This is a genomic window from Desulfobulbaceae bacterium DB1 (assembly GCA_001914235.1).
Taxonomy (GTDB): domain Bacteria; phylum Desulfobacterota; class Desulfobulbia; order Desulfobulbales; family SURF-16; genus DB1.
The window spans coordinates 52537-73852 of sequence record MQUF01000007.1 but is presented as its reverse complement, the minus strand read 5'-3'; the positions used below and the strand labels follow the sequence as shown (position 1 = coordinate 73852).

17 protein-coding genes are annotated in these 21316 nt (G+C 54.9%); 4 read left to right on the top strand and 13 right to left on the bottom strand.

What is annotated here, in order from left to right:
- Window positions 1-23: 23 nt before the first annotated feature.
- The 6 genes from BM485_08935 to BM485_08910 all read right to left on the bottom strand — a co-directional run bounded on the left by BM485_08935 (window position 24) and on the right by BM485_08910 (window position 6769).
- Window positions 24-233, bottom strand: a complete 210-nt coding sequence (locus BM485_08935; protein ID OKY75380.1) for a hypothetical protein — start codon at window positions 231-233, stop codon at window positions 24-26.
- Between the two features lie 21 nt (window positions 234-254).
- On the bottom strand, window positions 255-470 hold the full coding sequence (locus BM485_08930) for a hypothetical protein (GenBank protein OKY75379.1): 216 nt from the start codon (window positions 468-470) through the stop codon (window positions 255-257).
- 404 nt (window positions 471-874) lie between these two features.
- Window positions 875-1930, bottom strand: a complete 1056-nt coding sequence (locus BM485_08925) for a hypothetical protein (protein OKY75378.1) — start codon at window positions 1928-1930, stop codon at window positions 875-877.
- A complete protein-coding gene (locus tag BM485_08920; GenBank protein ID OKY75377.1) occupies window positions 1927-3141 on the bottom strand; it encodes a hypothetical protein in 1215 nt (404 codons plus the stop codon). Before BM485_08920 ends, BM485_08925 begins: the two co-directional genes overlap by 4 nt.
- A gap of 214 nt (window positions 3142-3355) precedes the next feature.
- Window positions 3356-4492 carry a hypothetical protein gene (locus BM485_08915; GenBank protein OKY75376.1) on the bottom strand — a complete coding sequence of 379 codons (1137 nt, stop codon included), beginning with the start codon at window positions 4490-4492 and terminating at the stop codon, window positions 3356-3358.
- A 252-nt stretch (window positions 4493-4744) separates the two neighbouring features.
- Window positions 4745-6769: a hypothetical protein gene (locus BM485_08910; protein OKY75375.1), complete on the bottom strand. Its 2025-nt coding sequence runs from the start codon at window positions 6767-6769 to the stop codon at window positions 4745-4747.
- 239 nt (window positions 6770-7008) lie between these two features.
- Here BM485_08910 and BM485_08905 point away from each other — a divergent pair, with 239 nt between their 5' ends.
- From BM485_08905 to BM485_08895, 3 genes are read left to right on the top strand one after another with little or no spacing between them, the layout of a single operon-like run.
- Window positions 7009-7965: a histone deacetylase gene (locus BM485_08905; protein ID OKY75414.1), complete on the top strand. Its 957-nt coding sequence runs from the start codon at window positions 7009-7011 to the stop codon at window positions 7963-7965.
- 10 nt (window positions 7966-7975) lie between these two features.
- Complete coding sequence (locus BM485_08900; protein OKY75374.1) at window positions 7976-8653, top strand: hypothetical protein; 678 nt, start codon at window positions 7976-7978, stop codon at window positions 8651-8653.
- Between the two features lie 30 nt (window positions 8654-8683).
- Entirely contained in the window at window positions 8684-10147 is a 1464-nt protein-coding gene (locus BM485_08895) for a hypothetical protein (protein OKY75373.1), read from the top strand.
- A gap of 20 nt (window positions 10148-10167) precedes the next feature.
- On the opposite strand, the gene BM485_08890 is transcribed toward BM485_08895, so the two are convergent.
- Together BM485_08890 and BM485_08885 are read right to left on the bottom strand one after the other, a co-directional pair.
- The gene (locus tag BM485_08890; GenBank protein OKY75372.1) at window positions 10168-12105 is read right to left on the bottom strand and encodes a hypothetical protein; all 1938 of its coding nucleotides are present in this window, start codon (window positions 12103-12105) and stop codon (window positions 10168-10170) included.
- 11 nt (window positions 12106-12116) lie between these two features.
- A complete protein-coding gene (locus tag BM485_08885; protein ID OKY75371.1) occupies window positions 12117-13331 on the bottom strand; it encodes a hypothetical protein in 1215 nt (404 codons plus the stop codon).
- A gap of 204 nt (window positions 13332-13535) precedes the next feature.
- Between BM485_08885 and BM485_08880 the strand changes: the two genes are divergently transcribed.
- Entirely contained in the window at window positions 13536-16448 is a 2913-nt protein-coding gene (locus BM485_08880) for a hypothetical protein (GenBank protein ID OKY75370.1), read from the top strand.
- A gap of 83 nt (window positions 16449-16531) precedes the next feature.
- Here BM485_08880 and BM485_08875 read toward each other — a convergent pair whose 3' ends face one another.
- The 5 genes from BM485_08875 to BM485_08855 form a co-directional block, all read right to left on the bottom strand.
- The gene (locus tag BM485_08875; protein ID OKY75369.1) at window positions 16532-17068 is read right to left on the bottom strand and encodes an HPP family protein; all 537 of its coding nucleotides are present in this window, start codon (window positions 17066-17068) and stop codon (window positions 16532-16534) included.
- Window positions 17069-17071: 3 nt separating this feature from the next.
- The gene (locus tag BM485_08870) at window positions 17072-17662 is read right to left on the bottom strand and encodes a hypothetical protein (GenBank protein ID OKY75413.1); all 591 of its coding nucleotides are present in this window, start codon (window positions 17660-17662) and stop codon (window positions 17072-17074) included.
- A gap of 120 nt (window positions 17663-17782) precedes the next feature.
- A complete protein-coding gene (locus BM485_08865) occupies window positions 17783-19069 on the bottom strand; it encodes a cytochrome C (GenBank protein OKY75368.1) in 1287 nt (428 codons plus the stop codon).
- A 164-nt stretch (window positions 19070-19233) separates the two neighbouring features.
- A complete protein-coding gene (locus BM485_08860; GenBank protein ID OKY75367.1) occupies window positions 19234-20532 on the bottom strand; it encodes an MFS transporter in 1299 nt (432 codons plus the stop codon).
- Window position 20533: 1 nt separating this feature from the next.
- Window positions 20534-21304 (bottom strand): hypothetical protein, encoded by a 771-nt coding sequence (locus BM485_08855; protein OKY75366.1) that lies wholly within the window; start codon window positions 21302-21304, stop codon window positions 20534-20536.
- Between the last annotated feature and the right edge of the window lie 12 nt (window positions 21305-21316).

Here is a 21316-nt window from a genome sequence, read left to right as displayed (position 1 = left end):
TGTTTCAACGATGAAGCCGATGATTACATGCCGGTCACTGCGGTCAAAAAACCTTGCATCATGCTGACCGGACCGTTGGCGGCGAATGCAGCCGCAAGGCAGACACCTGACCAGATGCCGATTGACAGGGAAATGCCGCCCATCAAGGCTATGCTGCCCATTGCTGCTTTCTCAAGGACCGCGACGTTTGCTGCTGCTTTGCTTCGTGTTTTGTTGATGGCTGTTGCTTTCATTTTATCCTCTCCTTTGTTTGTTTATAATCCCGTCAGTGCGGTGAAGAAACCGATCGTCATTGCCCATGGACCGCCGCCGGCAACCAGGCCGCCGATGATGCAGGCGGTCGACCAGAGGCCGATAAGAGCAGGGACCGCGCCGAGAGTGCCCAAGGTGCTCATCATTGCCTCAAACTCGGCCTGGTCCCGAGAGTTTGTCTGGATTCTCTGTTTGGTTTTTATTGCTGTTTTGTCCATGCCCGCCTCCGGATTGTGTTCATCTGTCGTCTGCCTGTTTTTATTGCCAGTTTCGTGCCATGAGATAAAGTTGTTTTATCCCAACAGGTTACGAAGGAGTGTCCCCTGATTTGTGCCAAAATGACAAAATCCCATGCCATTATGGCATGGATGCTGTCCGTGACTTTTTTGCCCGTGCGGTGGGAGGGGATCTTGTCGGCAAGGTTTGGAGAAATGAGGCGGCCGAGGGTGTGGAAACCGGCGATGCTGTGAGGTTGGCATGCCGAGGATCAGGCATTGGGCTATTCTTTTATGAAGAATACGGGAGGGAAATGGAGTGGAGCATCGCCCCTGATGCGGGAAAAGAGACGGTGGCGTCACCGTCTGTTGCGAGGCCGGCGGATGCGGCGAAGGCGGCTGGGCAATTACGTAATCGAAAGGGACACAATAAAACGGGTGCCTTGAGCCGGACTGCTTTTTACCTCAATCCGGCCCTGATGTTCGCGGACAATGGCCTTTGCTCCGGCAAGTCCCAGTCCGTGACCTTTGCTTTCCTTGCCTTTGTGAAAGGCATCAAAGATATAGGGGAGGTCATCGGCCGCGATTCCCGGGCCATTGTCCCGTACCTCTACCATCACTTCATCGCCGTTTTTTTTGGTGGTGATATCGATTTCCCCTTTTTCCTGAACAAATTTAATGGCATTATCCAGCAGATTTTCAAAAACCCGCTGCAGCTGTTTGCCGTCGCCTTTGATCAGGCCGCTGAAATTATGATTGGTGCGAATAACAATCTTTTTTTCCGCGGCCCGTGATGCATGTCGCCTGATGAGCTGGTCGAGCAGCACCGCCAGGTCGATATCCGTCATGTTCAGGGTAATGTTATCCGTGCTTTGGCGTGAATATTCGAGAAATTCCCTGATTCTGTTTTCCAGTTGCGCGCCGGCGTCGATGATGGTTTGAAAGTATGTATCAATTTTTGCCTCGTTCATTTCGCCGTGATGGGCGCGCAACCTTTCCATCAGTCCCTGCATGGCGATAAGCGGCGACTTCATGTCATGGGCCACCATGAAAAGAAAATTGTTTCTTTCGCGCAGCAGCGCTTTTTCCCTGGAAATGTCCTCAATAACCTCCAGATAACCGATAAAATCGCCTTCCTGATTTTCAATGGCGGCGGTACCGATCCTCACCGGGATATGTTCTCCATGGCGATTGATCAGTTCCGCTTCAATGCCGGTGGCCGATTCGCCCAGATCGCGCACGGTCTGCAGCGGGCAGTCCGACTCGCACAGGCTGCTGTTTAAGATCTCGTGGCAGGGACGGCCGAGCGCCTCCTCTGTCGTATAGCCGGTCAACGTTTCCGCCCGCCGGTTGAAACAGGTGATCTTGAGATCGGCATCCATGGTGACCATGGCCACCGGCACATTGTCCAGAATAAAGCGCCGGAATTGCTGGGCCTCTTTTTCCGGGAGAGGGGTGCTCATCGTTTTGTCTCCTGTTCCGACAATAATCTCTGGTTCAGCTTGGCATTGACCCGGATGGTCTGGACCAGCACAAACAGCAGGGGCGCCAGCAGGATGAAATAGGGCGGGGAAAAAATATCCAGCAGGCCGGTGTGGATTAAGCCCTTGTCAAGAAAGAACATGCCGAAGACCCAGAATGCCACCCCCGGGCAGATAAGGGCGTATGTGGCGGGGCCTGCCGCCGGTTCGCCGCCGTTTGCGGACAGCGGGCAGCCGTGAATGAATTCCGGGAAATAGTTGTTTTGCCGCATGACCTGGTAGCCGAGCAGGCCGAAGAATATCTGCAGGGAGATGATGCCGCTGCCCAGAATAAAATAAAAGGCCGGGCCGAATTGAGTATGAAAAAGCAGGTGAAAACCGTGGGCCAGACGGATGACGGTTATGCCGAGCAGGGTCAGGATCGGAATGAGGATCCAGAGGCTGGCGCTTCCTTCGCGATTGATACCCTTTTCCAGCATGGCATGAAAGCCGAGCACCAGATTTTTGACGGCCAGCAGGGCGGCGATGAGAAGAAAAAACAGGGCGCAGAAGGCTGATATTGCTACGAGAAGCCGGTTTTCGCTCATGGCCGCCGGAGCGGCAAAACCGACGGCGTTCATGGCAAAGGCAAAGGAGGAAATCATCTGGGCCAGGGAATTGTTCAGGGTGTGGTTGAAATGGCCCCGGAGAAGCAGTTTGCTGTAGTAGCGGTAAAAGATGCGCAGGCTGTAGATGCCGGTGACGAAAAAGGCGAGGAAGGCAACGGGGAAAAGATATTCGACCACGCTCCACAGGCCGGGCACCAGCATGGCGCCGAGGACGAACATGACATTGATGGTCATGGTGAAGGTGAGCGGCAGGGCCATCAGGCTGATTTCATTGTTGCTGTGGAGCATGGCGCGGTAGTGCTCGGTTTTTTTGTAGCGGTTGAATTCCCGTATGTTCCAGACCAGCATCCTGATATGGCGGAAGGCGAACCAAAGCATGCCGAGATACCCTGCGGCGCAAAGGAGGCGGATAAGCGGGCTGCCGTCCAGCAAAAGGGGGCGCACCGCGTCAAAGGTGGCGATCGGCGTGTCCGGATGGGCCGCCATGAACATGAAAAAGATGAAAAAGGCCACGGTCAGGCCGCCGTTGCCCAGGGCGGCCAGGAAATAAAGGGGAGAGTAATGTTCATCCAGGTTTTTTTTCATGAAAGAGTTTGTTCCTTGGTGTGATGCGTTCCGGCCATGCGGCCATGTTATGTATTGACAACGTTTGTGCGGCTGTCATTCATCCGGGCCGCGGAAGAAATTAACCATGAATTGGATGAGAAAGACAAGACAGTAGACCGCCAGGATAACGGCGGCCCAGTCAAGAAACCCGCTTGTGTGGCGCAGCAGCCAGTCGATCATTGCAGAATCCTCTTTATTTTTTACAGCTTTCCGCTTCAGCCTCCATGGTGAATATGCGGGTGATGGCTTCCTCAATGGAGACTTTCCGGTCGAACCAGAGGCGGAAGCAATTGGCCTCAAGACCCCATTCGGAGTGGGTCAGTGCCAGTTCCGCCCTGATCTGGCCGAGAAATTCCGCCAGGTCCTGTTCGGAATTCGCCTCGGAGTAGATCATGTAATCGCAGTGCTTGCGAAACAGCATGATGGAGCCGTCGTATTTTTTGCGCGGTTCCTGGAAACAGGCAACGGTTTCCTTCAGCCGCTGGCCGATTTCGTCGTGCACCTGGTTGGCGACGATAAAGCCGTTTTCCTGCTGGAATTTGCCGAATTCCTTGAAGTTGATAAGCTGCAACTCAAAGCCCCGTGCGCCGGTTTCCCCGAGCAGCTGCAGGTCGTCGAGGACAAGCAGATAACGGTAGTTGTACAGTTCAGTCAGGGTGTCGCGGAAAAAGGAGTCGCGGCGGAAATTTTCGATTTCCTCCATGAAGCCGGCGGTGGGATACAAAGTCGGCGGCGCCGTGATCAGATCATCGCCCAGCCGGGTCAGGGCCTCCACCGCCTGCCGGTCAAGATGGCCGCTTGCCGCCTCCTGGACGACAATCTGCAGGGCGATTGCGACCGGCAGCGGTTTCTTGTAAGGTCTCTTGGCGGTCATGGCCTCGAAGACATCGGCCACCGAGGTGATGCGGGTCAGCATGTCGATCTCGTCTCCCCGCAGCCCGAAGGGATAGCCACTGCCGTCAAGCCGTTCATGGTGGCGGAGAATGATGTTGGTGATGCTGTCATCCGTCAGACGTTTGGCAAAGAGCTTGGCGCCGATGAGGGGATGATACTGCATGATGCGCCGGTCCTGGACATTGAAAAGGTCCGGCTTGAGCAGGATATCGTCGGGAATGGCGGTTTTGCCGATATCGTGAACCAGCCCGGCCAGTTCGAGGATTTCCAGATCCGTGTCCGGCAGGCCCATGACGCAGCCGATCCGCCGGGAAATCCGGGCAACCCGGGTCGTGTGTTCATAGGTGGGGTAATCCCGGTTGGCCAGCACCTCGCTCATGATCTCAAAGAGATCCCTGATGAGCATATTCGTGTCATAGCTGAGTATGCGATCCATGTATTACCCCGCTCGCCGGGCCGCCCTGTTTTTTTGTTTCAGGGTGTGCACGGCGGAGTTCGCAGCTTTGCAACCAGGTTCCGGAGTTCCGGAATGGTGCGGTGAACCTGTTTTTTTGTGATGCCTGAATATGCTCATGCAGTCCTTATTATCAATGAACGACAAAAACGAACTCGAGGTTGCGGGGGGTGACAGGTGAAATGAATATATGCGCAAAATAAGAAACCGGGGTCGTTGTGTCAAGTTAAGAATTTAATTAAGCTCTATCTTGTGCCGCTGTTCCTCCATGGAGTCCACCTGACGATTTATCAGGTCATCCATCCGGGCGAGATAGATTTCAAGCGGTTGCCGCATCAGGGAGGCAAGCCCCACCCGCAGATCAAGTATCTGGATGTCGCGGGAAAGAAGAGGGGACGACAGCACTTTTTCCGCATCATCATAGCGTTTTAACTTGATCAGGGCCTTGGCGCGGTTGACGGTCACCTCGGTGCCCGAATTGCCGATGCGGCTGAGCAGTTCTTCGGTTTTATCGGGACGGTTACTCGCCAGCAGAATGCGGGCCGCATGTTCGTGCATGGAACCGTCGGCAGGCAGCAGTTCGAGCAGGGAGTCACCTTTGTCCCGGAAGCCGAGGCGCATATAAAAATTTATCAGGCCGAGAAAGTCGGTCATTTCCTGGGTGAGTTTCCAGGGGACTGATTCCCTGAGGGCCAGGTAATAGAGGTTTTCATTCCAGCGCCGCAGGCCATCCAGGTCGTTGAACCGGTAAATGTTTCGCGGCGCCTGTTCGAGGAGGTCGCGCCACTGGGCAATCGCCACCGGTTCCATCACCTGATGCAGATGGACCTGGAAGGTGGCGAGGCGGCCGGCAAGTGATTTGTTGCCGTAATCAGCCGGAAAACGGACTTCAAACTGGTTGACCCGGCCGGCCGTCATGCCCTGCATGCCGGCATCGAAATCAGCCAGCAGGGTACCGCCGCCCAGCACCGCATCCTGAAAATAGGCCTCGGTTTCCGGCTCCATCCGGCCGTCGATGATGCCCTTGCAGTCGTATATGATCCGGCATCCCGGCGCGGCCACCCCGCGTCGCTTGAACTTGTAACAGGTGATGGGGCGGGCAAGGAACTTCTCCACCTCAAGGTTGCCGGCAAATTTTTCGGCAAGCCGCGTCAGGCAGCCATGGGCCGCCTCATACTCCTCCAGGGCGAGATAAATACGGGAAAGCATCATGTCCGTTTCCGGGCGGCAGGCAACGGCGTCGAAATGGGAGGTAATGAAACCGGCAACTTCAAAAAGCCTCGTGCCGGTAGCCACGTTTTCGGCAAAATCCTCCCGGTTGAGGCGCCAGATGATGCTCATCTGTTCTATTTCGTCGGCGGTCATGGAGTCAGTTGCGAAATCACGGCAAAGAGACTGGTAGGCGGGTTTGGTGATGGGAGTCGGGACAATGCCGTGACTGCCGGGGTCATCGAGCATCGGGATGCCGAAAAAGAGGTGAAGTTGCTGGGAGATGGAGTTGCCGTCGATACTAACCTTGCCGGCCTTGACATAGTCCAGTGTTTTCTGGGCCTGGGCAAAAGATTCCCCCGGCAATCCGAAAAGGGAAAAAAGCTCGACGGTGATGCCGGCCCCCTGGACTTGCGCAATCACCGCCGAGAGTTTCTCCGGGTCAAGACCCTTGTTGATTTTTTTCAGCACATCCGGATCGGCTGATTCCAGCCCGAAGGCAATGGTGTGGACACCGGCTTTTTTCAGCAGGGAAAGCAGATCCCCATCAATGAGGTTATATCTGGTCTGGCACCAGAAGGTGATTCCCGGCACCTCGGTCAAGGGCCTTTGGCGGTCAAGGGCCCGGCCAAGGGCGGGAAGCACGGTTTCCGCCTCGCCCCGGCAGAGGATGTCCGCCTCGCTGAAGTGGTGCAGGGCCAAGGCCGGCATGAAGGTGATCTGCGGGCCGCCCAGCACGACAAGGATTTCCGGCAGAATATATTTGGCGTAACGGGCCCAGACCCGGACACGGTTGATGTTTTCCTCGTAAACGGAAAAGCCGAGCACCGAAGGCCTTTCGTTGAGCAGGGTTTCCCGGAAAAGCCGGGGCGAAAGGGGGCTGCCCTTGTAGTCGCCTAAAATCGTCCCCGGATATCCCTGTTTGCGAAGGCCGGCCAGGGCGTAACCCTGGGAGAGGGGGATGGTGTCGGGGGAATCAATGGTCGCCCATTCATTGACATGGACAAAGAGAAATCTGCTTGCATTTGTTTGCTCTTCTGCGTTCATCATTTGACTGCTCCTGCGACTGTCACTTTACCGTGAAAACAGGCCGCGGAGATCACGGTAAAAGATTCAATTTCCGTTTCTTCTCAGGAGTCCGCGGCAACGGTTTAGATCGTATCGCGCACTACCTTAGCCTGCGAGGCAGCGCTTGTCAATTCGCATTGACAAAGAATCCGTTCCAGGATACACCAAAAGTATCAGCTTGATTGGAGGGTGACCTCCGGCTTCTTCTTTTGGGTAACATGATGCCCCGATTCAGACCCCTGGCCATAATCAGTCATCCCCATTATCTTCTCCATGACACCGGCGGCGGAGAGCATCCCGAGGTTGCCGAGCGTCTTGTCGCCATCCGTCGCCGGCTGGAAAAGAGCCCCCTTTTTCCCGCGATCAGGGAAAAAACGGCAAGGACGGCAGAGAGATCGGACATCCTTACGTATCACGATGAGTCCTATCTCTTCCGGCTGGAGGAAACCGCCCTGCGGGGGCAGACCTACATCGATCACCCGGACAACCAGATCTGCTTTGAGTCTTTTGATTCGATCATGCTGTCGGCCGGCGGCTGCCTGACCGGCATTGATCTGCTCGAACAGGGTGAGGATCTTGTCTTCTGCGGCGTGCGGCCCCCCGGCCATCATGCGGAGCGGGCCATGGCGCTGGGTTTCTGTTTCGTCAACAATGCGGTGATTGCCGCCCGCTACTGGCAACGGCGCTACGGCAGAGAAAAGATTGCCGTCATCGACTGGGACGCCCATCACGGCAACGGTATTCAGGATGCCTTTGAGGAGGACCCCTCGGTTTTTTACATCAGCATCCATGAACACCCCACCTTCAGCTTTCCGGGAACCGGCTACGCCGAGGAAAAGGGATTGGGCGCGGGAAAAGGAACAACTCTGAACGTGCCGCTGCCGCCCGGAGCCGATGATGGCGTGTTCCTGCAGGCCATGAAGAAAGTGGTTGAGCCGGCCCTCGATGGATTCAGGCCGGAGAGAATCATCGTCTCCGCGGGATTCGACGGCCACCGGCTTGATGACATGTCGGGCCTTGCCTACAGCACGGATCTGTACGGGCTTATCGGTGAAAAGATGGCCGGGATGGGGCAAAAATATTGCCGGGGCAAGGTTCTTTCCATTCTTGAGGGAGGCTATCATCTTGATGCCCTGGCCGCCGGGGTTGAACAGTATCTGCTTGGTCTGGCAAAATAAGGAGCACCACATGTACATATCACGACACATGAAAACATCGCCCGTCACCGTCACCCCGGAAACATTTCTGCCGGATGTCCGGGCGCTGATGACCAACAATAAATTTCGTCATCTGCCGGTCGTGGACTGCGGCAACCGGCTGGTGGGCATGATCACCGACCGGGATCTTCGTTCAGCCTATCCTTCCTCCCTTTTGCCGGAGGAAAAGCGGACGGCCATTCTGGCGGAGGTGGCGAACACCCTGGTTTCTTCCGTCATGAGCACTGATGTTGTCTTCCTTACCCCGCTGTCGACCCTGGATGATGCCCTGCATTATTTTTACCGGGATAAAATCGGATTACTGCCGGTGATTGACGAGGAAAAACGGGTGATCGGCGTCTTTTCCGTGCAGGATCTGATGAAGGCCTATAAAAAATTGTACGGCATCGGTGATCGTGGCTCCGCGCTGATTGCGGTGGTGGATGACGGCAATCCCAAGCCGCTCACCCGCATTGTCCGGGTACTGGAAGAGCAGAACGTGCGTTTTTCCCGATTGACGCGGGCGCAGAACGAAGCCGGTGATAAAAATATTATCTATCTCCGGGTGCATACCTTTAATCTCAGTAATGTCCACCGGGCATTAAAGGAAATCGGCATGCAGATTGTCGCGCCCGACGTTGCGGGGGGGGCATCGGAACGGCCTCTCTAGAAGGCATGCCCTCTTCAGCCCCATGCACAGATGAAAAACATTTCACCCGAAAAAATATTCGTCGGTTTAGCCGTTGTCATCGTCCTGATCGAGAGCGGCCTGATGTATTTCCTGGATGCTTTCGACATGCCGCTGGGTCCGACGGCTCTCGGCCTGCTGGATTCCCTGCTCCTGCTCATTTTCCTCGTGCCTTTCATGTATCTGCTTGTTTACAAGCCCTTGCAGGAAAATATCCGGCAACAGATCAAGGCCACGGCAAGGGCGGAGGAAGCTCATGCCCGGCTGCTGTCCGTGCTGGACAGCATTGACGGCATTGTCTATGTGGCTGATATGCGGACCTATGAATTGCTTTTTGTCAACAAATACGGCAAGGATATTTTTGGCGACGTCACCGGCAGGATCTGCTGGCAGTCATTGCAGACGGGGCAGAAGGGGCCGTGTTTCTTCTGCACCAATGACAAACTGGTCGATGCGGATGGGGAGCCGCAGCTCTACAGGTGGGAATTTCAAAACACGGTGAACGGGCACTGGTATGACATTCGCGACAGGGGCATGGGCTGGATTGACGGGCGGCTGGTGCGCATGGAAATTGCACTGGATGTTACCCGACGGAAAGAAAATGAGGAAAAAATCCGCCAACAGAACATTTTTCTCCACAACGTGCTCGAATCCCTTCCTTATCCCTTCTACGTGGTGAACACCCGCAGCCATGAAATCGAACTGGCCAACAGCATGGCGAAACTGGAAGGGATCGAGCCGAAAATGAAATGTTTTACCGCCACCCATAAGCAGGACAAACCGTGCGATTCCGCCGAGCATCAGTGTCCGCTAAATCTGGTCATGGAGAAAAGAGAGCCGGTTATTGTCGAGCATATTCACCGGAACGCGATGGGCGATGAAGAGTATGTGGAGATTCACGGATATCCCATTGCCGATGAAGAGGGCAATATCACCCGGATGATCGAATATCAGATCGACATCACCGACCGCAAGAAAGCGGAGGCGAGGTTGCATGAATTATCCGTGACCGATGAGCTGACCGGCCTCTATAACAGGCGGGGGTTCCTGCTGCTGGCCGAGAAACAGGTACGGATCGCCGACCGGCAACCGGGGGAACTTTTCATCCTCTATGCCGACTGCGACCGGCTGAAGATGGTAAACGACGGTTTGGGCCATAAGGTCGGGGACCAGCTCATCAGGGAAACCGCCGATGTGTTGCGCGACACCTTCCGGCAAGCGGATATCGTCGGGCGGCTGGGAGGGGACGAGTTTGTGGTGATGATGGTCGACGAATCGGGCCGGGAAACGGAGTTCACCGTCAAGGAGCGGCTTCGTCGGGCCATTGCCGAAAGAAATGCCCAGCCGGACCGACTTTACGAACTGTCAATCAGCTACGGCATTGTCCGCTATGATAAAAGCAATCCCTGTTCCATGGAAAAGCTGCTGCTCAAGGCGGACCATTTGATGTATCGGGATAAATCGGCGGGTCGATAAGCAGGTCTTGGGTGGGGCATTCAGGCGGGTTCGGTCGGCAGCAGGATGGTAAAGGTCGCGCCTTTGCCCGGCTTGCTCTCCACCTCGATCCTGCCGCCATGCCTCTTGATGATGCCGTAACTGACGGAAAGACCCAGGCCGGTGCCCTTGACCGTTGGTTTGGTGGAGAAAAAGGGCTCGAAAATTTTGTCCATATCCTCGGCTTTGATGCCGATACCCGTGTCGCCGATGCGAATGGCGATTTCTTTGCCCCTGTTTTCCGTGGTGATGGTGACTGTCCCTCCTTCTTGGCCGATGGAGCCGCCGGCGTTATTTAAAACATTCAGGACAACCTGCTTGATCTGATCCGTCACTCCCTTAATTTGCGGCAGATCAGGGCAAAATCGTTTTTCCACGATGATTTTTTTCTGCTTGAACTCTTTTTTGACCAAAAGCAGCATGTCGTCGATTGTTTCATGGATGTTGACCGAGGTCATAATGCCGCTGGTCGGCCGGTTGAAGCTCTGCAGGTCCTTGGTCAGCCTGGCGACGCGGTCGCATTCCTTGATGGCCAGTTTCACCATGGCCATGTTTTTTTCATCCATGGCCTGACGCTTCAGAATGCCCTCCAGGACGTTGCGGATGCCGTAGATGGGATTGTTGAATTCGTGGGCGATGGAGGCGGAAAGTTTGCCGATGGCCGAGAGCTTTTCAGCATGCAGCAGCTGGTCATAGGTTTTTTCCAGCGCCTCGGTCCGTTCCCTGATTCGCTCCTCAAGTTTGTCGTGGGCTTCCTGCAGTCCCTCCTCGGCGAATTTTCTTTCGGCGATTTCTATCTGCAGCCGGCGGTTGGTTTCGGTCAGCTCCGCGGTCCGCTGCGCGACGTTTTCCTCCAGGTATGCCTTATGGCGTTGCAGCTCATCTTCGATACCGGCGCGGTTGGCGATTTCCTCGGTCAGTGAATTGTGGATTTTGACGAGTCCCTTCTCCATCTTGCCGATGTAAACATAAAACAGGGAAAAAAGAAGGCCCAGCACCGCCATGCAGACAAAAATCAGGATGGCGAAGACCTGCTGCTTGGCCACCTGGTTGGTATAGTCCCGGATGGCGATGATTTCGCCGATATCCTTGCCGCCCACCACTTTGAGCGGCGTGAATCCGCCCCGGTATTTTTTGCGGTCATAATTGATTTTAAAGATCAGTCCCTCTTTCTTCTCATGGGGCATCAGGATGTATTCGATGATCTTCGGGGGCAGGGTTTCCATGGTGCGGGCAATGATGACATGGCGGGGAATTTCGTCCCAGGTTCCCTGGCGGCCCGATATCTTCTGCCCTTGCTCATACATCTGCCGGTTGAGATGGCGTGTGTTGACCAGAAAGAAGAAATCATAGCCGAGAATTTCCTTCATGGCGGGAATGATGTACTCAATCTCCCGGCCCAGCTCAATATAACCTATCACTTTATTGTTGACTCTCCAGGGATGGACGATGCGCAGGGTCAGGGTGCCGAAGGGGCCGAGTTCAATGCCGTAGGAGCTTTTCTTGGTTTCCGCCGCTTCATTCAAGGTGAAGCGGTCGATGGTGTCGCCGTAGCTCGATGGTTTGTGCACCCGGAGAAAGCAGGTGCGGTCAAGGTTGTGAAAATAAAAATGGGTGACCTGATGTCTCCCCCTGATGTCCAGCATGATTGACTTGGCGTTATTGTATAATTGCTCCCGGTTGCGGGCAAGAAAGGGATGGGAGAGGTTCGGGTCGTTCATCATGAAATCCATGAAGATGCCCAATTGATCGGCCTCGGTGCGCAGGGTGGCGTGAAAGAGCTGCTCGATGCTGTCGAGCTGGATTCGGACGGTATTGTCAAACTGGTGGCGCTGCAGAAAGAAAGCGATGAAAATGGAAAAAACAAGAAGAAAAAGCAGGGCAAAGGCAAGGGGCAGAAGAATCGCCTTGCGTATCCGCACATTGAAAGGTTTTGTCATGTCTTCCGGGTTCACGGGCCGAGAGCGCCGGCGATTTTTTTCTGAACGGCGTCCATCAGATCCTGGGCCTGGGTGAAGTCCGAATGCAGACGCAGTGTCTTCTTCAGGTACGATTCCGCGGCTTCATATTGGCGCTGGATGAAGAGCAGGTTGGCCATGTTGTAATTGACGATCTTGTGTTGCGGATCAAGCTTGAGGCAACTGAGATAAAATTCCCGGGCCTTGTTGAAATCCCCTGATTTTCTGGCGCGCAGCCCGAGTCGGTTGAGGAAATGGATGGTTGTTTCCTTATTGTCGTCTTCCAGCTTGTGGCTGAAAAGCTCATCCGCCTCATCCACCAGCCCGGCGTCGATGTACCCCTCCACCACTTCCTTGATGAGATCCGGGTTGTTTTTTGCCAGCCGCACGGCTTCGTCGAGGTGGGTGCGGGTTCGGTCGATGTCTCCTGTCTGGGTGCAGGCCCGGGCCAGGCCGATATGGATTTCAAAGGTGTCGTTCACCACCTTGGTCGCCTTTTCCAGGTAGACAGCCAGGTTGACATAGTCCAGCCGTGATTCGTAGATTTCAGATAAGGCCAGCAGGGAGCTGATGAACTGTTCTTCGATAATCAGGGATTTTTTGAAGTTGCGCTCCGCCATTTTCTCATTGCCGAGCTGCTGGTGGATGAGCGCCATGTAATAGTAGGGCAGGGCGCTGTCGATGCGTTCGCGGCCGGCGGTTTCAAACTGTTCCATGGCCGGCTGGTATTCGCTGTTTAAGAAAAAATATTTTCCCCGGCTGACCGCCTTGTCAAAGGCGCTGGGATTTTTCCTTGCCGCGATGGCCTTTTTCAGCAGCATCTGCAGCTGACTGATGTTGGGAGGCTTGAGCAGGTAGTGGTCCACCTCGGCCTGCACCGAACGCATGAAATCAGTCCGGTTGTCGGCGCCGGTAACCATGATGAAAGGCATGTCGTAAAAACTTTTTGATTTGCGGATAAGGCGCAGCAGTTCCAGGCCGTTCATTTCCGGCATCAGGTAGTCGCAGAGGACCAAGTCGATGGTGCCTTCCTGAATTATTTCCCAAGCCTTCAAGCCGTTGACGGCGCTTCCATAATTATGGTAGCCCAGTTCGATCAGCATCGACTCGAGCATTTTGCGCATGGCCTGATTGTCTTCAACAACAAGTATCTTGGATTGATCGCCGTTCATGATGTTTTTTTCGATTTTGCGGGGAGTTGCCGACACTTCTTTTATAATGCCTGTATTGATTCGGCGACGCAAGAATAAAAAAGATCGTGCGCTTTGGAAAATTGTTAAAAAACAACCATCACGAAACCGAGCAATGATTGCAATCCTTCCTGATTTGCGCTTAGATAAAAGAATCGATGCTGTTTCATATGAACGGACGCGAGAAAAATCGGAACCCATTCCCCCCCACTTGAGAAGTCGATGCCCTTTAAAAAAAGATTTTTGATCATACCGCTCATCATCTTTTTTTCTCTTTATCTGCCCTTTCTTCTTTATCAGGAGATAAAGAAGAAAACCATCGAGGAGCACAACCGTCAACAGATGGTTTATGCCAGACAGGCAGCCCGGGGCATCGAAAATCTTCTTTCCCGTTTTGCCAGGGAGCTTGCCTATATTGCCGCTTTTGACGACATTGTTTCCTTGAACGCAAAAGGCGAAGAAATGATGCGTTTGTATTATGAAAAAAACCGGGATGAAATTCTCGGCATTTCCCGGATGAATGGGGCGGGTCGTCTTATCCATACCCAGCCCTCTCATGAAAAGGTGATCGGCACCGATCTCTCTTCCCAGAAGCATGTGCGGGAAATAATCCGCAGCCGGCAGCCGGTGGTCAGTGATGTCTTTACCGCCGTGCAGGGCTATCGCTGCATTGCCTATCATGTGCCGGTCATGCAAGGCGAAACCTTTGCGGGCAGCCTCGCCATCCTGATTCCTTTTACCAAAATTGCCGGTGATTATCTGGATACCCTTCAGTCACGGATGGCCGGCCGCACCATTATCATCAGCGAGGAGGGCGTTGCCCTCTACTGCAGTGAGCCGGGACAGGCCGGCAGAAATATCCGGGACATCTTTCCCGCATCCGCTTCGCTGCAGGCGCTTTTTAGCATGATGCTGACCGGCGGCGAGGGAACAACGGCTCTGCGTTTTCCCGCCGGGGAAAGGGACAAGGAGGATCCGGGTATCCATCATGCCGTCTATACCCCCGCGGACCTGCATAACACCTTCTGGTCCATTGCCGTCACCACCCCGGAAAAAAGTGTGCTGGCCACCATGCGCGGCTTCAAGAACAAGCTTTTTTTTCTGCTTGCGGTATTGGTTGTCGCAACCGTTGCCGGTTCATATTTTATTTTCAGATCCTGGGTCGGCGCAAAAGAGGAGGTAAAAAGGCGAAAGGCGGAAGAGGCCTTGCTGGAAAGCGAAAGAAATTACCGGATGCTGATTGAAGGGGCAAACAGCATTGTCCTGAAATGGGACACCGACGGCATGATTACCTACCTTAATCCCTTCGGGCTGCAATTTTTCGGATTCAGCCGGGAGGAGATAATCGGCAAAAATGTCATGGGCACCATTGTGCCGGAAACGGAAACCACCGGTCGCGACCTGCGTTTCATGATTGAAGACATCATGACAAACCCGTTGCAGTATAAAAATAATTTTAACCAGAACATGAAAAAATCGGGTGAACTGGTTTGGATATCCTGGACCAACGAGCCAATCGTTGATTCCGCCGGCAGATTCGTTGAAATCCAGAGTATCGGTAATGACCTGACCGCCCTGAAAAAGGCCGAAGAGGCCCTGCAGGAGAGCGAAGGCAAGTACAAGATGGTGGCCGAGGCAACGTCGGACGTCATCTATGAATATCAGGTTGATGAACAAAGGTTGAATTATGTCTCACCCCATTGCGTTGATATCCTCGGTTACACCGCGGAGGAGCTCATGGCCGATTACGGAGGGGATGATTTCGTCGTTGCTCGGGATGATGTCGATGAGGTGCGCCGGAAAACCAGGGAAATATTTGCCGGCAACGGCCTTACGATGAGCCGGGAATATCGGGTGATCTGCAGGGACGGCGGTATCAAATACGTGGCGGACAGCGCCACCCTGATCCGGGATGAAATGGGCCGGGTACAGAGGATCATCGGTTCGCTGAAGGACATTTCCCGCCAGAAGGATCTTGAGGAGAAATTGCGTCGAGCGGAAAAGATGGAGGCCATCGGCACCCTGGCCGGAGGCGTGGCCCATGATCTCAACAATATTCTTTCCGGGCTGGTCAGCTATCCGGACTTGCTGCTCATGGGATTATCCGAGGAGAGTCCCATTCGCAATACGGTGCTCACCATTAAAAAATCGGGTGAAAAGGCGGCGGCCATCGTTAATGATCTCCTCACCCTGGCCCGCCGGGGCGTGACCGTGCGCAAGGTGGTCAATATCAACAATCTCGTCCGGGAGTTTCTTGATTCGCCGGAGTACGCGAGACTTGCCGCTCTTCACGCCGATGTGCGGCTCGAACTTGCATTGGCTGAGGAGCTGCTTAATATCGCCGGTTCGCCGGTTCATCTGCTCAAAACCATCATGAATCTGGCGGCCAACGCCTACGAGGCCATTCCCGCCGGCGGTGTGGTGACAATCAGCACCGCCAACAGATATGTGGATCAGCCGGTGCGGGGCTATGATGAGGTTAAGGAAGGTGATTATGTCGTGCTGACCGTTGCCGATACCGGAACCGGCATCGGCAGTCAGGATTTCGACAGAATTTTTGAGCCTTTTTATACCAAGAAGGTCATGGGGAGAAGTGGCACCGGACTCGGTCTTGCCGTGGTCTGGGGCACGGTGAAAGACCATTACGGCTACATCGACGTTCAGTCCGTGGATGGCAAGGGGGCGGCTTTCGCTCTTTATTTCCCCGTCACCCGGGAAAAGCTGCAGGAAAAAATCGACCGACTGTTTTCAGTTGAGGAATTTCGCGGCACCGGAGAATCAATTCTTGTGGTGGACGATGTTTTCGAGCAACGGCAGTTGGCGTGCATGATGCTTTCCCGCATGGGGTATCAGGTTGATTCAGCGGAAGGCGGACAGGGGGCGATTGCCTGCCTGCGCACGAAAAAGTATGATCTGGTTGTCCTTGATATGATCATGGCGCCCGGCATGGACGGTCTTGACACCTTTAAGGAAATAGTCAGGATCAATCCCGGCCAGAAGGCCATCATCGCCAGCGGCTATTCCGAGACCGATCGGGTGCGTGAGGCGCAGCGGCTGGGGGCGGGGGCCTATCTGCGAAAGCCCTATACCCTGGAAAAACTTGTGAAGATCGTGCAGGAAGAGCTGCGACGATGACGGCCCCGCAGTTCCCTGATTTCCGGTGAGGTCGGATGCCCGGCAGCATGGGATAGCCGCACGGCAAATTGCGATTCATCGTTTTAAAACCAGAATTCCGGATATTGTCGTTTTTCCGGGATATTGTTGATCAGCAGGGCGATGATCAGCATGATTGCCGCCCCGGACGCCACCGGGGTCAGGGCGTACAGGTAGCCGAGCGCATGGACTTTTTCGCCGCCGATGACGGCAATAAGCGCCGTGGCGCCGCCGGGCGGGTGCAGGGTGCGGGTGAGATGCATGACGGCAATGGCGGTGGAGACGGCAAGGGCTGCAGCCAGCCACATCTGACCATGAAAGGTCTGGTAACAGAAGACGCCGATGAGGGCCGACAATATGTGACCGCCGATGAGGTTGCGGGGCTGGGCCAGCGGGCTTTTGATCGCTCCGTAGATAAGCACCGCGGATGCACCGAAACTGCCGATGACCATGACGAGATCGTTTTGCGGCAGAAGGTTGAAGTGCATCAGGGAAATTGCCGATATGCCCAGAAAAGCCCCGATCCATGACCAGATGATTTCCCATGTCCCTGGTCCTGGCGGCCCCTTGCTGTTTCCTTTCATTTTTTGGAAGTATTTCATCGTTTAACCCGCCTGTTGCAGCAGGTGGGCGCGGATCAGGTCATTTCTGGTCAGGATGCCCACCATATTGTCTCCTGTCTCGGCAAGCACCGGGAGACGGTTTATCTTGTTAGCGGACATCATTGCCGCGATTTCAAACAAGGCAACATCCTCCCGGATGGTAATCGCCGGCTTCGTCATGATGTCCGCCGCCACCCCCTTGCGCACGGAGACGGCGGCACAGCCCTTTCCCCGCAGACAGCCGGCGACAACGGACATGAAGGAACTGTTTTGCGCCCCCATGTGTTTGAGGAAATCCTGTTCCGAGACAATGCCCACAACCTTTTGCATTTCGTCAAGCACGGGCACCCCTGTAATAAAGGCATTCGCCATCCGCTCCGCCACTTCGGCCAAAGGGGTTGTCGGCGCGACAGTGACGACGTCTCTGGTCATGATATCGCGGGCGCGCACCGACTGGGTCAGCCTTTGCATTGCATGCCGGTAGGAGAGATGATACAGTTCCTTGAAATCACTTGTCGTGATATCAAGATAGCTCTCTATCTGCTTCATGGCCTCGTATATGTCGTCATCGGAAATTGCCGGTTTTTCCGGCAAGGAAGAAACCGGGCTGTTTTTTGCCGGTCCGGTGCCTTGGTTTTTCTTCATGCTTTTTTCCTCGTTTTGTCGTCACTGTCGCGGTCACGTCTCTTTCCAGGGGCTTGGCCGGGAACCCGCTTATTTCCCCGCATGCTCGGCCCGCATCGATTTGGCCAGTTCCTTGATCTCACCCAGGTCCTTGGTCATTTCGTTCCAGCCGTACCAGTAGGCATAGTCCGGATTGACATGAAAAAAGGCCTGATAAGCCCGCATGCGGTGTTTCATATACATCTGCACCAGCACCTGGTCGATGTAGGACAGGCCGTCCAGATTCTCGTTCCAGGCCGCGCCGTTGGTGTGCATGAAGGTGAGAAGGAACGGATAGTTGTGCGGGTAGCCCGCCGGTTTCGTGATGATGCCCTCCTTGTAGAGAGCGGCAACCGTCTCGATGGCATCGGCCATCAGCCGGTCTGATTTCTGCAGGATGGCGTCCCCCATCTCAAGCTGTTCCCTGGCATACTTTTCCGAATGGCATTCGGAGCAGGTGGCGATCATCTTGTTGCGTTCTTTCTCCCATGATTCCTGATCGAGTTTCGCCATTTTCACCGCCTTGACCGCATCGAGAACGGCGGTTGGCTCTCCTGTTTCAGGGTTCAATACCCCCAGGGCTTTCAGGATGGTGACCCGGTCGGCGGCTGCCTGCTTATCTTCGGGCAGCGGCAGCCGCACGCCGAGAAAGCCCCAGGCGGTATGGTTTGCATGGTTGCCGTCCGGCATGTGGCAGTGCTGGCAGGTGGGGGCGGCGGCGTTTTCAGGCAGATCCCCTTCCTTTTTGGCAAAATAGCGCGCCCCGTGCTTGGAGCTTGACCACATCTCCCATTGGGGATGGTCGTAGCCCATGTGGCATTGCTGACAGGCGTGGGGATTCAAGGCTTCCTTTTTGGAAAAAGCGTGACGGGTATGGCATTCGTCGCAGGAGTTGTTCTGGTAGCGGTAGCCTTTGTCCCGCAATTCTTTTTTCTGCTCCTCGGATTTGATGCCCATGTTGTGGCAGCCGCCGCAGCCGCGGCCGCCCTCGATCAGTTCGTCCGGGGCCATGTGGGTGGCGGGAATGGCATTGAGCGAGGTCCAGCCGAAGTTGTGCTTGCCGTCGGCAAACTGGTTGAACTGCTGTTCGTGGCAACCGGCGCAGACCTTTTCATCGGGCAGCTCGGCCAAGGTAGAATCATCCGCGCTTTTGTGCTTGTCGCCGTGGCAGGTTTTGCAGGTAACATCGCCGCTTTCGGCATGTTTACTGGTTTGGTAGTCCGCCACCTGGCCCGGGGAAATTTTGCTGTGGCAGTCGATACATTCGTCGGCCCCGGCAGGACCTGAGAAGCCTAAAAGTGAAAAAACAACCCCGGCAAGCAGTACTTTTTTCTTCATCATTTTTCTCCTTTTGTGTAATTTCCGATGCGCCTTGCCCGGGAAAAATCCGACCCCGTTTTCCCGTCACGGGGTCAGGTGCAAGGTATACCGAAGATTATAGGGGAGAACATTGACTTAAGTCAAAAAAAACAATTTTGTGGAGGCCGACAACCATACCGGCCTCAGCCGGGAAGTTTCGTTTTTTCCAGTTGACGGGCCAGGCGGATTCCCTCCTTCTCGTCGACAAGGCAGAGGATGGCGCCGCCGATGACAAAAAGGAGGATTACGGCAAGCAGGGAAAGACGGGGGCTGCCGGTGGCAAGGCTGATGACGCCCATCAGCAGGGGGCCGATAACGGCGGCGAATTTCCCCAGCATGTTGTAGAAACCGAAAAATTCGGCGGACCGGTCGGGGGGGATGATGCGGGAGTAGAGGGAGCGGCTCAGCGACTGCACACCGCCCTGGACCAGGCCGATGGCCGCGGCCATCAGGTAAAACTGGCTGACCGATTTCATGAACATCGCCCAGATGGTTACCAGCAGGTAGACGCATATTCCGGCAAGAATCGCCTGTTTGGTGCCGATCTTTTCACCCAGCCGACCGAAAATGAGGGCGGCGGGAAAACCGATGAACTGGGTGATGAGCAGGGCCAGGATAAGATCATTGGCTGAAAAACCAAGCGCCAAGCCGTAATCCACCGCCATGCGGACAATGGTGTCAAGTCCGTCGATATAGAGCCAGTAGGCGATGAGAAAGAGAAGTACCACCCTGGCTTTTTTTATTTCCCGGAAGGTGGCGGCAAGCTGACGGCAGCCGCCGGCAGCGGCTGTGACCAGTCTTTTGGGTGGGCCGGATGCGGATTCAGGCACCAGGAAGAAGAGCGGCAGGGAAAAAAAGATCCACCATGCGGCAACGGAGAGAAAGGAAAAACGCACCGCTGCCCCGGCGTCAGGCAAACCAAAGAGGCCGGGTTGTATGGTTGTCGTCACGTGAAAGGCAAAGATGAGCCCGCCTCCCAGATAACCAAGGGCGAAGCCCAGGGCGGAAACCCGGTCCGATTCGGCCGGCGTGGCCACATTGATCAGCAGGGAGTCGTAAAAGACGTTGCCGCCGGAAAAACCGATGATGCCGCCGATATAAAGCACAAAGGCGAAAAGCCAGGCGCCCTGGGGAACAAAAAAGAGCGATCCGCTCATAACGGCTCCGAGCAGGGTGAAGAAAAAAAGAAATTTCTTTTTCCCCCCGGCCTGATCGCTGACGGCGCCAAGCAGCGGCGCCAGCACAATGACGATCATGCTGCCGATGGAATTCGCCAGGCCGAGCCGGAAGGTGCCGGCGGAAACCTCCATGCCGCTGCACCAGTACTGTTTGAAAAAGATGGGAAAAAAACCGGCCATGATACAGGTGGCAAAGGCGGAATTGGCCCAGTCGTAAAAGGCCCAGGCAAGGACGCTTTTCCCCTTGCTTCCCTTTACCCCCATCTTATTTGCCACCTTGGTGGAGCAGGCTGATCATCAGTTCCGGGAAATCGGTGACAATGGCATGTACCTTTGCCTTCATTGCTTTTTTTAACTGATTTTCGCTGTTGATGGTGTAGACCCCGGTGAAAATGTTATTGGCGGCAATATCGGCAACCCGTTCTTCGGTGAGCTGGTTCAGGGCGCAGACAAAACCTTTGCAACCTGTTTGCCGCAGGATGTCTGACGGAAGAAGTTGTGAGTCAGGCGGCAGCAGGGCCGCGGTGCGAAAAGCATTGTCAAGCGACTGCAGATAGCGCAGTGAATCATGATGAAAAGAGGAAAAAAGGGTATGTGCGGTCATGGAGGCGTCCCTGGTAACGGCGGCGATGAGGTCGATCCGTTTCCGCCAGTCTTCCCCTGCCGCGGGTGGTTTGATTTCAACATTGAGGCAGGCCTTCCCCCTGACCAGGGCAAAGAGGTCGACCAGGCGGGGGATGCCTTCTCCGCTGAATCCAGGGCCAAACCAGGATCCGGCATCAAGGCCGCACAGCCGGCGGTAGGTGAAATTTCGTATTTCTCCCGTACCGCTGCTTGTTCTGTCCAGGGTGGAGTCATGGAATACCACCACCTCTCCGTCACGGGTTATCTGCACGTCGATTTCCATCATTCGCGCTCCGGCGTCAAGGGCAAGGCGAATTGCAGCAGCGGTATTTTCCGGCGCGTTGCCCGATGCGCCCCGATGGGCGACGACCAGAGGGAGCTCTGTCGTCAGCAGTTCTTCAAGTGTTGTCATGGTCATTTCCCG

Coding starts and splice junctions, on each gene's coding strand:
- BM485_08905 (OKY75414.1), top strand. CDS start 7,009: ATGCCCCGATTCAGACCCCTGGCCATAATCAGTCATCCCCATTATCTT.
- BM485_08935 (OKY75380.1), bottom strand. CDS start 233: ATGAAAGCAACAGCCATCAACAAAACACGAAGCAAAGCAGCAGCAAAC.
- BM485_08880 (OKY75370.1), top strand. CDS start 13,536: ATGCCCTTTAAAAAAAGATTTTTGATCATACCGCTCATCATCTTTTTT.
- BM485_08915 (OKY75376.1), bottom strand. CDS start 4,492: ATGGATCGCATACTCAGCTATGACACGAATATGCTCATCAGGGATCTC.
- BM485_08920 (OKY75377.1), bottom strand. CDS start 3,141: ATGAAAAAAAACCTGGATGAACATTACTCTCCCCTTTATTTCCTGGCC.
- BM485_08875 (OKY75369.1), bottom strand. CDS start 17,068: ATGAAATACTTCCAAAAAATGAAAGGAAACAGCAAGGGGCCGCCAGGA.
- BM485_08855 (OKY75366.1), bottom strand. CDS start 21,304: ATGACAACACTTGAAGAACTGCTGACGACAGAGCTCCCTCTGGTCGTC.
- BM485_08900 (OKY75374.1), top strand. CDS start 7,976: ATGTACATATCACGACACATGAAAACATCGCCCGTCACCGTCACCCCG.
- BM485_08925 (OKY75378.1), bottom strand. CDS start 1,930: ATGAGCACCCCTCTCCCGGAAAAAGAGGCCCAGCAATTCCGGCGCTTT.
- BM485_08910 (OKY75375.1), bottom strand. CDS start 6,769: ATGATGAACGCAGAAGAGCAAACAAATGCAAGCAGATTTCTCTTTGTC.
- BM485_08890 (OKY75372.1), bottom strand. CDS start 12,105: ATGACAAAACCTTTCAATGTGCGGATACGCAAGGCGATTCTTCTGCCC.
- BM485_08860 (OKY75367.1), bottom strand. CDS start 20,532: ATGGGGGTAAAGGGAAGCAAGGGGAAAAGCGTCCTTGCCTGGGCCTTT.
- BM485_08895 (OKY75373.1), top strand. CDS start 8,684: ATGAAAAACATTTCACCCGAAAAAATATTCGTCGGTTTAGCCGTTGTC.
- BM485_08865 (OKY75368.1), bottom strand. CDS start 19,069: ATGAAGAAAAAAGTACTGCTTGCCGGGGTTGTTTTTTCACTTTTAGGC.
- BM485_08930 (OKY75379.1), bottom strand. CDS start 470: ATGGACAAAACAGCAATAAAAACCAAACAGAGAATCCAGACAAACTCT.